This window comes from Hyphomicrobium sp. MC1 (genome assembly GCF_000253295.1).
Classification (GTDB): domain Bacteria; phylum Pseudomonadota; class Alphaproteobacteria; order Rhizobiales; family Hyphomicrobiaceae; genus Hyphomicrobium_B.
Window position 1 is genome coordinate 2,704,663 of the sequence record NC_015717.1, and the last position, 16,673, is coordinate 2,721,335.

Below are 16,673 nucleotides of genomic sequence, written 5' to 3' on the forward strand. Positions count from 1 at the left end.
GCCGCAGCGGGCAAGCTCCGGCGGGGCTTCCATCAGGAAGTTGCATGAGGCACCTCAAAAAATCGGTATTTTGAGACGCTTGCGGTACGGGATCGAGGCCGCTATAAGCGCGTCTCCTAGGCGCTCGACACGGCGCCCAGGAAAGCCTAAATGCAGGCATAGACGGTCGGGCGGAGCGTAGCGCAGCCTGGTAGCGCACTTGCTTCGGGAGCAAGGGGTCGGAGGTTCGAATCCTCTCGCTCCGACCAGTCTTTTCAATGGGTTAGCGAGTTAATCCGCTAGCCGCGCCTCGGAAATTGTCCCAAGAAATCCTGTTTTCGGCGACGCGGCGCGAGACGTTCGCGCTGGCGATACGCTGCGTCCGCAATGCGGGCGGCGCGAAGAAACCAACAGGGCGCGCACGTCTCACTGACTTATTCGCTCGGCGCGGATAGGCCGAGCTGGGCCAAGGCCGCCTGCAAGTCTTCGAGCGAGGGCACCATCGTAATCCGGCCCTCCTGCGCCTCGGCGACATACGCGCCGGTCGCGCTCGACCAGTAGCGGCTCTCATCCGCGCCGATCTGCCAGAACCAATCCCGGATCACGAAGACGGGCATATCGAAATCAGTCATCATACCTGCTGGCCTCCGGTGGAAGACACGCCGTTGACGTTGCCGGGGAAATACGTAGAGGCCGAACCGGCGCCGAATGTATTGATCACGCCGTTGACCGACACGTCATAGCGGCGGCCCGTGGACGATCCGCTGAAGGTCACGCCGTACAAGGACACCTGCCCGCCTTGGTTGCTGACAAAGGAGGTGCCCCAAGCGGGCGTGCCCGTGATGGTGAGTGCACTCGTCGGGATCGAGATCAAACCGTAGGACAGTGTGAGGAGATGGCCCTGCGCAGAGCCCGAGAGCGTAAACGCTTCTCCTGAGGGGCAGCTGATTGCGCCCGCATTGTCGGCACGCAAGTGGAAGGCGCTCGCCGCGCCGAACTCGATCTTTCCATAGCTGATGCGGCCGCCTTGCGTCGCCTGCAGGCAGTTGTTGCTAGATGACGTCAGCTTGAATCCGCGCACGGTGAGAAGGGTGCCCGAGCCTGCCACGGTGATGCACGCGCCCGCTGTCGATATGACGACATTGGATGGCGTGGTTGCGTCACCGAGCAGCGCCACGACGCCAGCGCCAACTTGCGGCGACGGCACGTTTAGGCTCTGCGTCCACGTTCCGGCTTGCACCTGAATGGTGACGTTGAAACCGAAGAGATCGAGCGTGCCGTAGACGACGTCGAGCGCCTTCTGGATCGTCAGAAATGCACCGCCCGATGTGTTCGCAAGACCGTTGTTGCTGTCGGAACCGTCCGAGCGGACGTAGTAGGTGCGATTGGCGGTCAAGACTTCGCGCGGACCGCCGGTCACCGGGAAAGTGAGCTTGCCGGTGTTGCGGTCGATCTTGAGCGCTTCGTACCAACTTGCGCCGTCAGGACTCACCTTGAAACGAAAATCATCATCGCCGGCGAGCCCCATTTCGGCGCGGCCGGAATAGTTCGTCTGGTAAAGCACGGATGCAGTGTCGCCCGCTGCGTGCTTGTTGATCTTCTGCTGGTGACCGTTGCCCGCATTATCAAAGAGGCTGGCCGGGCTTTTCAGCGCGAGACGGTTGGTCGTGTCCGCTGCCGCGTTAATGCCGACGTGGGCGAGATCATCGAGTTCCGTAATGTCGCCCGGATCGCTGCCGCCGTCTCCGCCGGACGTGAACGCCGCCCATGCTCCGGCCGAATAGATCGCGAGTTCATGGTCGTCGGCAACCCATGCGAGCCACCCTTCCCGCGGCTCGTAAAACATCCAGGCGCCATCTTGGAACGCTGCGATCATCTCGCTCCGGCCGCTCCAGTCGCCCGTCGCCGCCGCGGCGACGAGATAGCGGCTGCCTTCAGCCGGGCTTGCGGGCGGCGCTGCCAGCGAACGGCTCTCGACCGCGAGTTGCACAAGACAATCGAGAGCGCGGATCGCTTCGTTGTGCGTGACGTGCTTCTGCGCTTGGGACGGCAAAATGTAAGGCAATGCGAGGTTCGGCGTATCGGTCATCGTCGCGCGTTCGTCCGTTGTCATGCTCCCGGAATGAAGATACGGGCGGGCGAAAGGGCGGGGATAAGTTTTTTGTTTTTTTATTTTGTGCTGGCGGCCGGCTCCCGGGACGGGAGTCGCCAGCACCGATAAAAAGCTAGCCGGCTGCCGGCGCGGCCTTGGTGAAGCAGTCATGACCACACCGCGACTCCGGCCGGGATGACAATTTGGGACTAACGGGATCGTTTACCGCTGGCCGTCTGAGCGATTGACAGCCACGGCGGACCGTCTAAACCGGGCCTCGTTCGAGGCTAGACCAGAAATTCGCAACGAGGACTCCCGCAATGAAATTTCTGGTGACCGGCGCGGCTGGCTTCATCGGTTTTTATACGTGCCTGCGCCTGCTCGAACGCGGCGACGACGTGGTCGGCGTCGATAACCTCAACGGCTACTACGATCCGGCGCTGAAGAAAGCGCGCCTCGTCAATCTCGGCGGCCGGCCGGGTTTCTCATTCCTGCATCTCGACATCGCCGAGCGGAGCGCGATGGCGGAATTGTTTCGCGTGCAGCGCTTCGACAAGGTCATTCACCTCGCGGCGCAAGCGGGCGTGCGTTACGGCATGCACAATCCGCACGCGTATATCGACTCCAATATCGTTGGTACGCAGAACGTTCTCGAAGGTTGCCGCCACAATGACGTCCAGCATCTCGTGATGGCGTCGTCAAGTTCGGTCTACGGCGCCAATACGAAGATGCCGTTCAGCGAGCACGACAACGTCGATCATCCCGTCAGCCTCTACGCCGCGACGAAGAAGGCCAACGAGCTTGCCGCGCATGCCTACGCGCATCTCTATCGGCTTCCGATTACGGCGCTGCGCTTCTTCACCGTTTACGGTCCGTGGGGACGGCCGGACATGGCCTACTTCAACTTTACGAAAAAGATCCTGGCGGGTGAGCCGATCGAGATTTTCAACGGCGGCGATCATGCGCGCGACTTCACCTATATCGACGATATCGTTGAGGGCGTCTTGCGAACGGCTGATAAGATCGCCGCGCCCGATCCTAACTGGGACAGCAATGCGCCCGATCCCGCGATATCCGATGCGCCCTACCGCGTTTACAACATCGGCAATAACAAACCCGTGGCGCTGATGGATTTCGTGGCAGCGATAGAAAAGGCGACAGGGCGCGAGGCGAAGAAGACATTTCTTCCAATGCAGCCCGGCGACGTTGCGAAGACATTCGCAGATATCGACGATCTGGTGCACGACGTCGGCTTCCGGCCTTCGACGTCGCTCGACGACGGCATCGCGCGGTTCGTTGCGTGGTACCGGTCGTATTACGGCGTTTGATTTTCAGACGCGAAGGCGGCCATCAGACAACAAGCAGCAAGCTCGATGGTGCGGTTTGACTGGATCCCGGCCTGCGCCGGGATGACGTGAGGGAAAAAATCACGGCCACCTGAGAACAAGCGAATCCCTTCGAAAATATACAAATTTGGATACCTGCTTCCGAGCGCCTATCTATATTGCGAGCAACGGCAGCTTTTCGGGGATGAGGCTCATGGCCAAGACGTCGGCTACGACATGACTGAGGGTACAAAATCCGCCGGGCTTGCGAATGCGGAATCTCGTTCTGCGGCAGATCAAAACATCACCACCGCCTGCGCCATCGTCGGCGGCGGCCCGGCGGGGATGATGCTCGGCCTGATGCTGGCGCGTGCGGGCGTCGATGTGACGGTGATCGAAAAGCACGGCGATTTTCTGCGCGATTTTCGCGGCGACACCATTCACCCTTCGACGCTGCAAGTCATGCACGAACTCGGCCTCGCCGACGAGCTTCTGAAACTACCGCACACGGAAGCGCGCTCGCTGCATGCCGAGATCGGCGGCAAGGACATCACTATCGCCGACTTTTCATGGCTGCCGACGAAGAACCGTTTCATCGCCTTCATGCCACAATGGGACTTTCTCGATTTTCTTGCGCGCGAGGCGAAGCGTTATCCGAATTTCCGGCTGCTGATGCGAAGGGAAGTTACCGATCTCATCATCGAGAACGGGAACGTTGCGGGCATTCGCGCAACGTCTCCGGATGGCGCACTGACGATCCGCTCGTCTCTCGTCGTCGGCGCGGACGGGCGCAACTCGATCGCGCGAACGCTCGCCGGCTTGGAGATCGAAAGCTTCGGCATCCCGAGCGAAGTGCTGTGGATGAAGTTCTCGCATCTGGCGACCGATCCGCCTTACACGATGGGCCACGCCGGACCGCGCCAAGGCTTCGTGATGATCGACCGCGGCGCTTACTGGCAATGCGGTTATATCGTGCGGCGCGGCACGTACGCCGATATTAAGGCGGGCGGTATCGAGGCCTTCCGCGCCATGGTCGCAGCGGTGTCGCCGCTGCCGGAGGATCGCGTGCAAGAGCTTGCCTCCTTCGACGACGTGCACCTCTTGAGCATCCGCATCGACCGGCTGAAGCAGTGGTGGCGGCCGGGGCTTTTGTGCATTGGCGATGCGGCGCACGCGATGTCGCCGATCGGCGGTGTCGGCGTGAACCTTGCGATTCAGGATGCGGTCGCTGCAGCGAACATCGTTGCAGGTCCATTGAAAGACGGGCGCTTGTCGGACCGGCATCTGGCGGCAGTGGAGAAGCGGCGCACGTTTCCCACAAAGGCGACGCAGAAAATTCAGCTCATGATGCGCAGTGAGAAGCGCAAGCGCGAAGCCGATGCGGCGACGCGCTCGGGTCCGCCCGGTTTCATCAAGGGCATCGCGCGCTGGCCGATCCTCGCGCACCTTTCGGGACGGTTGATCGGGCTCGGTTTTCGGCCCGAGCATGTGCGGCTGAAAGCGCAGCGTTAACCTGCGGCGAATTTCGGGGTATTCGTCGTTCGCCCGAGTTTTCTATAACCGGGCGCAATACTGAGGGCTTACGCGAGAGGTTTTGGGGGCTTGGACTCTCTCAAATTCAAAACGGAAATGGTATTCACCTATGGCGAACCGTCGCCGATGGGGCCGGGGATCGTTCGCCTCGTCGCGCCCAACCCGAGCCCGCTGACGCACAAGGGCACAAATACCTATCTCATCGGTTCGACGTCGCTTGCGGTGATCGACGCGGGTCCCGATAGCGATGAGCATCGCGCGGCCATTCTGAAAGCCGCGGCCGGGCGACCGATCACGCATATCCTGTCGACGCACGCACATCGCGATCACGTCGACGGCGTTGCGAAGCTCAAGGCCGAGACTGGCGCGCTGGTCGCTGCCTATGCGCGCGATCCGGAAGCCGGACGCGTTGCGCTCGAAAATTCACCCTCGGGGCGCTACTTCGTCGATTACGATTTCGAACCTGACATTCCGCTCACGGGCGGTGACAGGATCGAAGGCGCCGACTGGGGTCTAACGGCGATCCATACGCCGGGACATGCGCCGGATCATCTCTGCTTTGCCGTCGATGGCCGCCGGGTCGTCTTTTCGGGCGATCACGTGATGGCGTGGAACACGACCGTCATCGCACCGCCCGAGGGGCGCATGGCCGACTACGAAGCGTCGCTCGAAATTCTGCTCGATCGCAACGACGACGTTTTCCTGCCGGGTCATGGCGATCGCCTGAGCGAACCGCAGCGAACCGTCAGAGCGTATCTGCTGCACCGGAACTGGCGCGAGAAATCGGTGCTCGATGCGCTGACCGGGGGCGCTACGACTATTCGTCGAATTGTGCCCCAGGTCTATCGCGACCTCGCGCCCCAGCTGATCCCTGCCGCGACGCTTTCCGTTCAGGCGCACGTCGAATATTTGATCGAGAAAGGTTTGGTCGCTTCCGATCTGCCTTTGACGCCCGACCGCGACCTTTCTCGGCTTTAAGCTTGGCCTTTCGCGCCGCCATCGCTTCCTTGTCGGGGTCGGGGACGGAGGCTTCGAAGCGCGCCGCGACTTCCTTCAAAATCGTGCGGACGTGGTCGGCGTTGCGGCCGAAGTCGGTCGGGCCGTAGCGCGACGCGGACCTGACGTCGACACGCGCGCTTCTGTCGTCGTCGCTGCCGAGCACGCGAATGACGATATCATCGATCAGGCCCAGAACTTGCGTGTGCTCGGACAGCTCGATGAAGCCGGGAGAATCGTCCTCATCGTCGGGCGGGACTTCAAGCGCCGGCTTAAATTTCAATTTATGAAGCGCCTGCAGAACCAGTTCGTAGGTCTCATCCGTGGCGCGCGGAATGGTCAGGCTTTTGAGATCGGGGTAGTCCTGACGCTGGAGCGCGGCGAACCGCTCGCCGTCATAGCTGATCGGATTGGTCTCGGGTCCCCGTTCCTCTTTCGCCATCGTGAACTCGGGCGGCTCGGCGAGATCGGTCGTCACGTCGTAGAGTGCGGGATAATGCAGGCTCATGGCCCAGACCGCGACCGGCACTGCGAGAATGCCGAGGCCCACGATGGCGCCGACGAAAACACGCGCGGACCCAGGCCGGCCCGTCACCCAGATATCGAGCCCGGCGACGAGGGCCATCAGCAGCGCCAGCGCCGCGCCCGCGACCAGCAGATATGCGATCGTCAGCGCGACAGGCGTCTGCAACAGCGACACCCGATGCAGCGCCGCCGTCACGACCGCTGCCGCAGCGCAAAAAATCGCGATGCGGCTCGTCCACATCGCCAGGAACGAGGGAGGCTCGCCGACAGCATAATAAATGCGCGACGAACGATAACGATCGCGCGGCCGCCTTTGCGTGCGGCGTTCGTCGATACGATCCGTCACCATTCGCGACCCAAACGCTCCCGTCCCCGAACTCTGATACGTCCCGCCTTCTCTACCCTAACTCGTTCGTTTTTGTGATTCGTTAAGGATAGAGGCGGGTTTTGTGCCAGGAGTCGCGCGGCGCGTCGCGGCGGAAAACGATGCGGTCGTGCAGGCGATATGGGCGGCTCATCCAGAATTCGATTTCGACGGGCAGGACGCGGAAGCCCGACCAATACGCCGGGCGCGGGATGTCCTCTTCGGGAAACTTCGCCTCGAAATGCTGGACCTTGGCTTCGAGCACGTCACGCGTGGAAAGCGGCCGCGACTGATGCGAGGCCCAGGCGCCGATGCGGCTGAGCCGCGGACGCGAAGCGAAATAGGCATCCGCCTCGCCGTGCGAGGCCAGCGAGACGGGGCCGCGAATGCGCACCTGCCGTTCCAGCGTTTTCCAGTGAAAGAGCAATGCCGCCTTGGGGTTGGCGAGCAGCTCGCGACCCTTCGCACTTTCGAAGTTTGTATAAAAAACGAAACCGCGGTCGGCATTGCCCGGCGCATCGACGCCCTTCAGCAGCACGATGCGCACGTTCGGCATGCCGCCGGCATCGACGGTCGCGAGCGACATGGCGTTGGGATCGTTCGGCTCGGTGCGGCCGGCTTCCGCCATCCACGCGTCGAAGAGCTGAAACGGATCGGTTGCGCCTGAGAAGTCCAGCGCCGTTTCCGGCGTCGCGGCCGGGGTATCGTCAGTGTTGCTCATGTTGCGTGCTCAACGCTCGATTTCACTTATCTGCCCTGCGCCGTTTGAGGACGTTCAAGGCTGGTTCTTTAGTCCGTATTAACCATACCGGCGCAGACTGTATCCCAGTAGCCGCCTTGTTGGGCGGAGTTCGAGTTTTTCAGTCGCGTTAGGGTCAGTCGCGTTATGTCGTCAAATCCGTGTTTTTTTCCCTTAGCCGCGGCCGGCGCAACAGCATTCGCGCTGGTTGCGGCCATTTTCGTACCCTACAACTACACGCTCGCCGCCGATCAGAGCTTCGGCGAGCCGACGCAGGCGCACCCTAACGCCGTCGATATCAAACCGAAATTGCCCGATATCAAGAGCGCGAAAGCCGTTCTCGATCAGAGCGACGAATATGCGGCGCTCGAAAGCGTGCAATTCGCGCTGACCGAAGTCGCCGACGGCGCCAACTATGTCTGGCATCGCGGCCACGGTCAGCTCTCCGGGCTCGTGGCGCCCCTCGCCTCATTCAAGGACACGCACGGCAGCGTCTGCCGGTATGCCGTTGTCATGCTGACCGCCGTGCATGCCACGAAGCGCACCGAAATCGTCGCCTGCCGTTTGCCGACCGGCATCTGGCAGATCGAGTCATAAGTTTCCCCAAACCTCTCCCCCAGACCAATGAAAAAGGCGGCCCTTGGGTCGCCTTTTTTATTTGCGCGTGCGACTGCGCTGCCGGTTGCGCTTCTCTCACGGGACGAGCGACGTCCGGCCGACGAAGCATCAGAAAATGACGAGGTTCGCAGCAAAGGCCACGGCTGCTGCGAGCGATAGGCCCAGCGCCAATCCCGGTTTCGTGTCGCGAACGACGAGCACGATCGCGGGCAGCACGAACACAACCCAAATCGCGACGACGATCGCCGTCACGCTATCGACAGCGATGTTGGCGATGGCATTGCTCCGCCCCGCCTGATGAAAGACCGCGATGTAGAAGATCGCGACCAGCGTCTCGATTGCGACGAGGATGATGGTGGGGAGACGGAGGGGTGAAGGTGCTCCGCCTGATGACAACTGGTTAATGGTCAGTTAATCTCTCCCAATTCGTGTGTGGGGGTTGCGTTATGATTTCTTATTTTACTGATGATTTTCTTCATAAATTTGCTGGCGACGCTATTCTTTGGATTCTTCCCGTCGTTGGTGCCATTGCCTGGGCAGCAATCCAACTACTCTGGGCCAAATTCCGACAGTTGAGAGATTTCTGGAACAGTCGCCAGCGGGCACTCACTGCAGTTGCTCGTCGAAAAACTCCCGGAGGTCTTCAGGAAGGCCCAGGCGTCTGGACGCTTAAGCCGATCGTTCAGCCCGATAATTACAAAGGAAACGTCAAAAGCGCCCGCATAGTTTCAATCGTCAATTTGAAAGGCGGCGTTGGCAAAACGACGATTGCGGCCAACGTGGCGGCGCATCTCGCCCATCACCGTAATTGGAAGAAGCGCGTTCTGCTAATCGACCTCGACTACCAAGGTTCTCTGTCGTCGATGGCGTTTCCGGACGACGTCAGTTGGATTCCCTCCCCCGGGATGGACTCCGTTGCCACTCGGGCATTAGGAGGACAGCTTGAACCGAACTTGTTCTTGCAGACTTGCAAAGAGGTAAGACAAGAGCCTCGTTTGAAGGTCGCAACGGCTTATTACGATCTCGCTCAAGCCGAAAATCGGCTCCTGATCGAATGGCTATTGAACGTGCGCGAACCGGATCGTCGCGCATGGCGGCATTGGATTTCCGATTTGCTCATCGGAAACATCTATCGCCCGGCGGAGATGCGGTACAATTTAGCGAAGCTTCTGCACTCTCAGACTGTCCAAGACGCCTTCGATCTTATCATTATCGATTGCCCGCCAAGGCTGACTGCCGGAACGATCCAAGCTCTTTGCGCAAGTTCGCATGTCCTGATTCCCACCATCCTCGATAAGCCGTCTGGTGAATCTGTTGTTTCGTTCTGCGAGCAGCTGAAATTCATGCGCGACGCTAATTTGTGTCCGCACCTCAAACACGTCGGCGTCGTCGCGACGCGGTACAGTCCAAATCTCAATATCACACGCGAAGTCATGAGTTGGTTACAGGATTTAATGAACACAAAGCGTTTCGGATGCGGCTTCCTTCCGACAACAACCTTTATCCCCAACACCGTGAGATTGGTTCGAAACGCAGATGATGGCATCGCGTATTTCAATCTTCCTCGCGACAATTCTTCTCCGAATGTCCGCGCCGCTATTCTCTCGCTGGCGAGAACGATCGCGAACCAAGTCGGCGTCCCCCCTGCTCAATCATTTGAAGGTGTGGACGATCCTGATGACTTTGACCCAGATGGCAATGACGCGATCCAACTTATGCTACCGGTGGCCGCTGAATGAAGTGCTCTGAATTAAAATCGCTCCTTAAGCGCGGGATCGATTTCAGATCGCGTACACCGCTTTCGGTCGATGATGCGTGGGCTCACGACTTCTTTCCTCTTCTCGAATCTTTTCCAAACCACACTGTCAAAATTCTTGCGAAAACGATTGGCGTTGCTTCCCCGAAAATCAGTTCGGAGCCTTCGCCCATCGCCGATCTATGTGCTTTTTTGAATGCGCTCGCATCGCTTTTGGACGAGCACGCGAAAGCCTCAACAATCGAAGAAATACGGCAACTGGAGTGCTCGTTGCGGCGGCATACGCAATCGAGCCTGGCGGATTTGTCTGCCGAATTGTCCAAACCGAAAATAGCTAAGCCATCTAAGCCAAAGCAGTCTGCCGTCATTCGAGATGAAATCGTGCTAAAATATTCGCGGCGCCTTGAGGAGGCTCTGGGAGATGAAGAAGGCTTCAATGCGATTTACGCTGCCATAGAGTCCGACAAGGAACTCAATGCCGCTGAAATTTCCGCAATCGCAAAGAAGTTTACGAGCGCATCTCCGAAGAGCCGACCTGCGGCACTCAAAAAGATTTTGGCCCGCCATCAGGCCATCATGACGAGCCGCGCGAAATCCGCAGCGACCGCAGGTCGAATAGCGGGCTGACCGTCACACACAAAAAACTTATCCCCGCCTTCCGAACCGCCCGCATAATCCCCTCGCCCGTCCGGTGAAGGGCTCGCGCGCAAGGCGTTGCGTCGGGCTCGGACGGGGCAGCCTGACCCGGCGCGTCACGCGCGCTTCCGGACAAGGCGAACGGCCGGTCCGCACGGGGTGAGAAACCCGTGTGCGGAGCATCCCGCTTCATTAAGTGACCGTGCTCGCGACCCTGTTCTCAGGCTGTCACGGAGCGGATCGGTTCCGAGACTTCAAATGCCACGACCCAGCCGCGGAACCCGTCCGCTTCGTGCTTTATATTTGGTGCAACCGACTCTGCTCCGCAGAGCCGGCCGGTTGCACACGCCCGGAGCTTCTTCCTTCGCGACGCGCCGGGCGGCCGGCGCGCCGTAGGCGTGTCGTCCGGCGCAATCAAAAAGCGGAGCCGGCCGTTGGCGCATGCCCGGATCTTTGTTCATCGCGACGCGCCGGGCGGCCGGCGCGCCGAAAAAATCCGCGCATGGCGGCCGGCTACCCGCAGGGGAGTCGCCATGCGCAAATCAAAAGCTGTCGTTCCGGCGCAATCAAAAAGGAGAGCCAGCCACGATGCGCACATCGGGAGCGTCGTGCATTAAAGCGTCAGAGGAGTTGCGCAAATCTGGACATCAATGCCCGCGCCAGGAGCCGTGCACGCCCGGAACGAAATGACGGCTCATGTTGCCGCCGGTGATGGCGTCGGTCACAAGCGTCCCGATGACGGTGACGATGACCCCAATGATGATTTGAGAAAACAAACCTCGCATTGTTCGCACGATGCTCCACCTCAACGGCAAAAGTATGAAACGCCCGGGTCGATAAACAGACATGCGAGGTCTTTCCGTCGGCTCTTTGTTTGCTGGCGACTCCCCTGCGGGGGAGCATGCCGGAGCATTGTGGGTGCCGGCGACTCTGCTTCGCAGAGCCCGCCGCCAGCACATGCTTGGCTCTTCGTTCTGAAGTCGAGCGAAGGAAGATGCACCACGTATGCGCATCCGGCCGGCTCGCCGCGGGCGAGTCGGATGCGCCAACGAAACTGTGCTTTCAGAGCCGCATGCGCTGGTTCGTGTTGATTATTGACTTGCATGGGTTGCAGAACGAGACGAGAACGGTTAGGGTACATACACGATTTGTACTGTAAATGAGCGGGCGGTCTTTCGGTGGTCAGCGTCTCAGCCCGCCGCGCTTGCCAGCCAGGAAAGGCTTGAGACGAACCGCTATGCTCACCGAAAAGCAGAAAGACCTCCTCCTCTTCATCCATGCGCGCATGCAGGAGCGCGGCGTGCCGCCATCTTTCGACGAGATGAAGGATGCGCTGGATCTCAGGTCGAAGTCCGGCATTCATCGGCTGATCACCGCTCTGGTGGAACGCGGGTTCATCCGCCGCCTGCCGCACCGGGCGCGGGCTATCGAGGTCATCAAGCTGCCGGACAACCAGGTTGGCTTGCCGTCCGCGGCACCGGGTGCCAACGCGGCCGCGGCACCGCAGCGGGGCTTCCAGCCAAGCGTGATCGAAGGCTCCGGGCCGCCGAAGACGAATGTGGCCACGCCGCCGCCGCCGTCGCACGTCATCGACGCGCGGACGGTGTCGATCCCGGTCATGGGCCGCATCGCCGCCGGTACGCCGATCAGCGCCATTCAGAACCACACGCACGACATTGCGGTGCCACCCGACATCCTGACCAACGGCGAACACTTTGCGCTGGAGGTCAAAGGCGATTCGATGATCGAGGCGGGCATCCATGACGGCGATACCGTCATCATCCGCCGCTGCAATACGGCGGAGAACGGCGATATCATCGTGGCGCTGGTCGAGGGCGAGGAAGCGACGCTGAAACGGCTGCGCAAGAAGGGCTCGACGATTGCGCTCGAAGCCGCGAACCCCGAATTCAAAACGCGGATCTTTGGGCCGGATCAGATCGACATTCAGGGGCGCCTCGTCGGCTTGATGCGGCGGTATTGAGGGGCAGTTCGCCGCCATGCGTCGACGGAGCTAGAGCGACGCGGGGCAGCGTCGATGGCTAACGCCCGCTCTCGGCGTCCGGCTCAGTGATATCTTCCGTTTCGAGTTCCGCCCCCTCCCCCGGATCGACGTCGGCTGAGGTGCGTGTTTGGGGTTCTGCTTCGGCGGTCCGGGCAGGTTCGGCAGCCGGGGCACCCGCCGGGGACGGGGTCTGCAGAATACGGGGTTTCGGCAGCGCTGCCTGCTTTCGCTCCGGCATCTCGCTCCAAGGTCGTTCGCCGCGATGAGCCGCGACCGTTTCGAGACGGATTTTGGGTTCCGGACTGTCGTCGCTGCGGTCGACATAAAGGGCGTAAGCGCCATTGCGCCAGCGATCGAAAACATCGACGACCGTTCGCGGCACGGCGCAATTGCCGGGCTTGGGCGTATCGAGCACAAGCACGTCGGCGTTGAGGCAATCGTCGGTCACGGCGGCGGGATGGCGCGCGACCGCGACGGTCGCGCCTTTGACATGCGCGATGCAGCCGATCGCATCGCAAGTAAAGCCTTTGCCGATCTTGGCATCGCGCGCCGTTCGGGAATCGCCGTCGTATTCGAGCCAGCGGTCGAGATCGTATTTCGTGCCCTTGCCCGGCATGGCGTCGAGCTTGCCCGAGTCATCGCGCACGGCGACAAGCAGACCTTTCTGTCCGATCAGAACGTCAGGGCGCGGCATCCAAGGCGAAACAAGCAGCCCGGCGCCGACAAGCGCAACGCCGAGAAGCCTGATCCGCGTCTGCCAAAGCAAAAACCAGACGCCGCCCGTAAGCATCAGCACGAAAGCCAGTTCGGGGATCGCTGGAATATGTCCGACTGCACCAGGCAACGCGCCGACTTCGTTCGCACACCACGTCATGCCTTCGATGCCCCAGCCCATCGGCTTCAGGCCGAGCCATTCGAGGCCGAACGGCATCAGCACCATCGCGACGAGCGCCGCCGGCATGACGATCAGGTTGCAGATCGGAATGGCGATCATGTTCGCGAGCACGGCATATTGCTGGCTCTGGTGAAAATTATAGGCGGCAAACGGCGCGACCGCGACGCTTGCGATCAGAGTCGAGGCGATGATCTCACCGAAGAAGACGATGACGCGCATGATGGGATGCGGCTTCTGCTCGCGATTGAACAGGCTGCTCAAAAATTCGTGCGAGGCGATCAGCGCCGTCACAGCGGCAAACGACATCTGAAAGCCTGCATCGAGCAGGCTTTCGGGATAGGCCAACAGAATTAGGAACGCCGCGAGCGCAACGTTGCGCAACGCAAGCGCAGGGCGATCAATCAGCATGGCGCCGAAGATGATGAAGATCATCAGCGCCGAGCGCACGGTTGCGAACTGGCCTCCCGAAATCGCGAGATAGGCGACCGCGCTGATGATGCCGAGCGCAGCGGCGATCTTTTTGATCGGCATCGTCAAGGCGATGCGCGGGATCGCAGCGAGGATCAGGCGGATCGAAAAGAAAACGGCACCTGCTGCAATCACCATGTGTAGGCCGGAGATCGAGAGAATGTGGAACAGGCCCGAATTCTTGAAGGCGTTGTTCGTCTCGGCACTGATGCCGCCGCGCTCGCCGGTGATAAGGGCAAGCGCGATCTCGCCGGTTTCGCCAGGAAGCGCCGCACGGATGCGCGCGGCAATCGCCTGACGGATATTTTCGATGGTGCGGCGATACCATTGGACGATGCTATTGGGGTCAACGTGGCCTTCGATCGTCGGTGCTGCGAATGCGTAACCGACGCCGCCGACAGATTCGAACCAAGCGGTGCGCGCGTAATCGAAGCCGCCTGGAAGCGCTGGCTTTGCCGGCGGTGAGAGATTGGCTTTGATGCGGATCTTGTCGCCCGGTGCGGCGCGCGTTTTGGACGACATCGTGCGGATGCGCACGACGGCAGGCGTATCGGCTGCAGCGAGATTTGCGATTTTGGGGTTGGCGATCGTCAGCCGCTGGCCACGCGGCAGCTTGGCCTCGACCATCGTGACGGTGCCTGAGGCTTCGACGCTGTGCAGCGCCTTGGTCAGAACGGGCGCGCGGACAGCTTCGACGCGCAGCTTGGCGATGCCAAAGCCCGCGCCGATCAGAACCAGCGCCATCATCAGTGTCGCGACGAGCGTGCCGGAACGTACTGTCAGGCGCAAAATCAGGGCGAGCGCCAGCGGCGCGAACGCTACGATCAGCGCCGGCTCCATGGGCAGCGCAAAATAGGCGGCAATTCCGGCACCAAGGCAAACGGGCGCCCAAAGGAAAAAGCTCTGCCGTTCAGCTTCAAACAACAGGACAGCGCGGCTCATGCCGTGGTCGGCATAGCCTGGAAATGCGACGTCCGGTCCCCGCGCTTCGACCGACATGCCCTGCCCATGACGCATCGGGAACGGGAATTTTCCGCCCCCTTAACTTGTCCCATCTCACATGCTACGAGCGGAGCCTCAATCCCTCAATGGCAGACAGAACAAAAGGTCCAAAGGCCGAGACCATGACACCCAGCGCGCCCATCGTTCGATTTGCACCCTCGCCCACCGGATTTCTCCATATCGGCGGCGCACGGACGGCGCTATTCAACTGGCTTTACGCACGTGGGCGTGGCGGCCGCTTTTTGCTGCGCATCGAAGATACCGACCGGGAACGCAACAACGAGGCGGCGGTCGCTGCGATCCTCGATGGCGTCAAGTGGCTTGGCCTTGACTGGGACGGCGACGTCATTTCGCAGTTCTCGCGCGCCGACCGGCATCGCGAGGTGGCGAACGAACTACTGGCGCGCGGCGCCGCCTATTACTGCTATTCGTCGCCCGCCGAGATCGAAGCGGCACGTGAGAAAGCCAAAGCCGAGGGGCGACCGCAGATTTTCCTATCGCCCTGGCGTGACCGCGATCCGAGTGACGCACCGAAGGACGTGAAGCCCGCTGTCCGCCTCAAGGCACCGCGCGACGGCGAGACGATCGTCAACGATCACGTGCAGGGACGCGTTGCCTTCCCGAATAAGGATCTCGATGATCTGATCATCCTCAGATCGGATGGCAACCCGACGTACAATCTCGCGGTCGTGGTCGACGATCACGACATGGAAATTACGCACGTCATTCGCGGCGCAGATCATCTGACCAACTCGGCGCGGCAGACGCAAATCTACAATGGCATGGGCTGGACGGTGCCCGATTTTGCCCACGTGCCGCTAATTCACGGCGCGGACGGCGCGAAGCTTTCGAAGCGTCATGGCGCGCAGGGCGTCGAAGAATATCGCGACATGGGCTATCTGCCGGTGGCATTGCGCAATTATCTCGTCCGCCTCGGCTGGAGCCACGGCGACGACGAGATTATTTCGACGGAGGACCTGATCCGCTGGTTCGACATCGATAACATCAACAAGAGTGCGGCACGGCTCGACTTTAAGAAGCTCGACGATCTCAATGGCCATTACATTCGCGCGGCCTCCGACGATGAGTTGGCTGCGCACGTGCGCGGAATGCTGCCACATCTGAATTTTTCAGCACTAGCCGAGATCGCGCCCGATCCAAAGGCGCCGCCGCGCTCCGATATTGTACTTGCGCGCGAAGTTCTGCGCCAGCTTCCGGCCGTGCAGTCGGGAAAAGATCTGGCCGATCTCTTCGCGGCGAAAGGCTGGGAGACGTTCACGCGCGCGATCCCATCGCTGAAAGAACGCTCGAGGACGCTCGCCGAGTTGGTCGGCGGCGCATTGTTCATTGTCGCCCAGCGTCCGCTAAATCTCGAAGACAAGGCGGCGAAGCTTTTAAGTGCAGAGGGCCGCGCTTCAAACGCCGAAGTGCTCAAGCTGCTGTCGGAGGTTTCCACAGAGGAATGGTCCTCGGCGTTGCTCGAAGCCAAGGTAAAGTCCTACGTCGAAGAGAAAGCTTTAAAGCTCGGCAACGTCGCGCAACCGCTGCGCGCGGCGCTGACAGGGCGCGCAGTCTCTCCGCCGGTCTTCGACGTCCTCGAGGTGCTGGGACGCGACGAAAGTCTAGGCCGGATTGCCGATACCGCGGCGTAAACGCTAATTCCCGACTTCGAATGCCGTTGGTGGGCTTATTCCGAAGATCGACGGGAAACTAGCGAGCGGCGCACTGTATCGTCGGCTTTGC

General features: G+C 60.7%; 14 protein-coding genes, 1 tRNA gene and 1 pseudogene. 9 read left to right on the plus strand and 7 right to left on the minus strand.

Features of this window, described 5'->3' with window-relative positions:
* Positions 1–171 precede the first annotated feature (171 nt).
* Positions 172–248: transfer RNA gene (locus tag HYPMC_RS13140), tRNA-Pro, on the plus strand.
* A 165-nt stretch (positions 249–413) separates the two neighbouring features.
* Here HYPMC_RS13140 and HYPMC_RS13145 read toward each other — a convergent pair.
* Positions 414–614, minus strand: a complete 201-nt coding sequence (locus tag HYPMC_RS13145) for a hypothetical protein (protein ID WP_013948459.1) — start codon at positions 612–614, stop codon at positions 414–416.
* Positions 611–2,092 (minus strand): DUF2793 domain-containing protein, encoded by a 1,482-nt coding sequence (locus HYPMC_RS13150; protein ID WP_244420887.1) that lies wholly within the window; start codon positions 2,090–2,092, stop codon positions 611–613. Before HYPMC_RS13150 ends, HYPMC_RS13145 begins: the two co-directional genes overlap by 4 nt.
* A gap of 299 nt (positions 2,093–2,391) precedes the next feature.
* Between HYPMC_RS13150 and HYPMC_RS13155 the strand changes: the two genes are divergently transcribed.
* The 3 genes from HYPMC_RS13155 to HYPMC_RS13165 all read left to right on the plus strand — a co-directional run bounded on the left by HYPMC_RS13155 (position 2,392) and on the right by HYPMC_RS13165 (position 5,907).
* Positions 2,392–3,399 (plus strand): NAD-dependent epimerase, encoded by a 1,008-nt coding sequence (locus HYPMC_RS13155; RefSeq protein WP_013948461.1) that lies wholly within the window; start codon positions 2,392–2,394, stop codon positions 3,397–3,399.
* A gap of 234 nt (positions 3,400–3,633) precedes the next feature.
* Positions 3,634–4,908, plus strand: a complete 1,275-nt coding sequence (locus HYPMC_RS13160; RefSeq protein ID WP_013948462.1) for an FAD-dependent oxidoreductase — start codon at positions 3,634–3,636, stop codon at positions 4,906–4,908.
* Between the two features lie 90 nt (positions 4,909–4,998).
* Positions 4,999–5,907, plus strand: coding sequence for an MBL fold metallo-hydrolase (locus HYPMC_RS13165; RefSeq protein ID WP_013948463.1), 909 nt, complete (start codon positions 4,999–5,001; stop codon positions 5,905–5,907).
* 82 nt (positions 5,908–5,989) lie between these two features.
* Here the strand turns inward: HYPMC_RS13165 and HYPMC_RS25055 are convergent.
* Both HYPMC_RS25055 and pdxH read right to left on the minus strand, forming a co-directional pair.
* A pseudogene (locus HYPMC_RS25055) lies at positions 5,990–6,799 on the minus strand (DUF1499 domain-containing protein); the annotation flags it as partial.
* Positions 6,800–6,878: 79 nt separating this feature from the next.
* Positions 6,879–7,535, minus strand: a complete 657-nt coding sequence (pdxH, locus tag HYPMC_RS13170) for a pyridoxamine 5'-phosphate oxidase (protein WP_013948465.1) — start codon at positions 7,533–7,535, stop codon at positions 6,879–6,881.
* A gap of 165 nt (positions 7,536–7,700) precedes the next feature.
* On the opposite strand from pdxH, the gene HYPMC_RS13175 reads away from it, so the two are divergent.
* Positions 7,701–8,150 (plus strand): hypothetical protein, encoded by a 450-nt coding sequence (locus tag HYPMC_RS13175; protein WP_013948467.1) that lies wholly within the window; start codon positions 7,701–7,703, stop codon positions 8,148–8,150.
* Between the two features lie 129 nt (positions 8,151–8,279).
* Here HYPMC_RS13175 and HYPMC_RS13180 read toward each other — a convergent pair whose 3' ends face one another.
* Positions 8,280–8,567, minus strand: coding sequence for a hypothetical protein (locus HYPMC_RS13180; RefSeq protein ID WP_013948468.1), 288 nt, complete (start codon positions 8,565–8,567; stop codon positions 8,280–8,282).
* Between the two features lie 50 nt (positions 8,568–8,617).
* Here HYPMC_RS13180 and HYPMC_RS13185 point away from each other — a divergent pair, with 50 nt between their 5' ends.
* Together HYPMC_RS13185 and HYPMC_RS24260 are read left to right on the plus strand one after the other, a co-directional pair.
* Positions 8,618–9,910, plus strand: coding sequence for a ParA family protein (locus HYPMC_RS13185; protein ID WP_013948469.1), 1,293 nt, complete (start codon positions 8,618–8,620; stop codon positions 9,908–9,910).
* A gap of 398 nt (positions 9,911–10,308) precedes the next feature.
* Positions 10,309–10,554: a hypothetical protein gene (locus HYPMC_RS24260; protein ID WP_155831252.1), complete on the plus strand. Its 246-nt coding sequence runs from the start codon at positions 10,309–10,311 to the stop codon at positions 10,552–10,554.
* Positions 10,555–11,210: 656 nt separating this feature from the next.
* Here the strand turns inward: HYPMC_RS24260 and HYPMC_RS24265 are convergent.
* Entirely contained in the window at positions 11,211–11,348 is a 138-nt protein-coding gene (locus HYPMC_RS24265) for a hypothetical protein (RefSeq protein ID WP_155831253.1), read from the minus strand.
* Between the two features lie 452 nt (positions 11,349–11,800).
* Between HYPMC_RS24265 and lexA the strand changes: the two genes are divergently transcribed.
* Positions 11,801–12,544 carry a transcriptional repressor LexA gene (gene lexA / locus HYPMC_RS13200; protein WP_013948471.1) on the plus strand — a complete coding sequence of 248 codons (744 nt, stop codon included), beginning with the start codon at positions 11,801–11,803 and terminating at the stop codon, positions 12,542–12,544.
* 58 nt (positions 12,545–12,602) lie between these two features.
* Here the strand turns inward: lexA and HYPMC_RS13205 are convergent, their stop codons facing one another.
* Positions 12,603–14,945, minus strand: a complete 2,343-nt coding sequence (locus HYPMC_RS13205; protein WP_013948472.1) for a ComEC/Rec2 family competence protein — start codon at positions 14,943–14,945, stop codon at positions 12,603–12,605.
* Positions 14,946–15,016: 71 nt separating this feature from the next.
* Between HYPMC_RS13205 and gltX the strand changes: the two genes are divergently transcribed.
* Entirely contained in the window at positions 15,017–16,582 is a 1,566-nt protein-coding gene (gltX, locus tag HYPMC_RS13210; RefSeq protein WP_013948473.1) for a glutamate--tRNA ligase, read from the plus strand.
* The last annotated feature ends 91 nt before the right edge of the window (positions 16,583–16,673 follow it).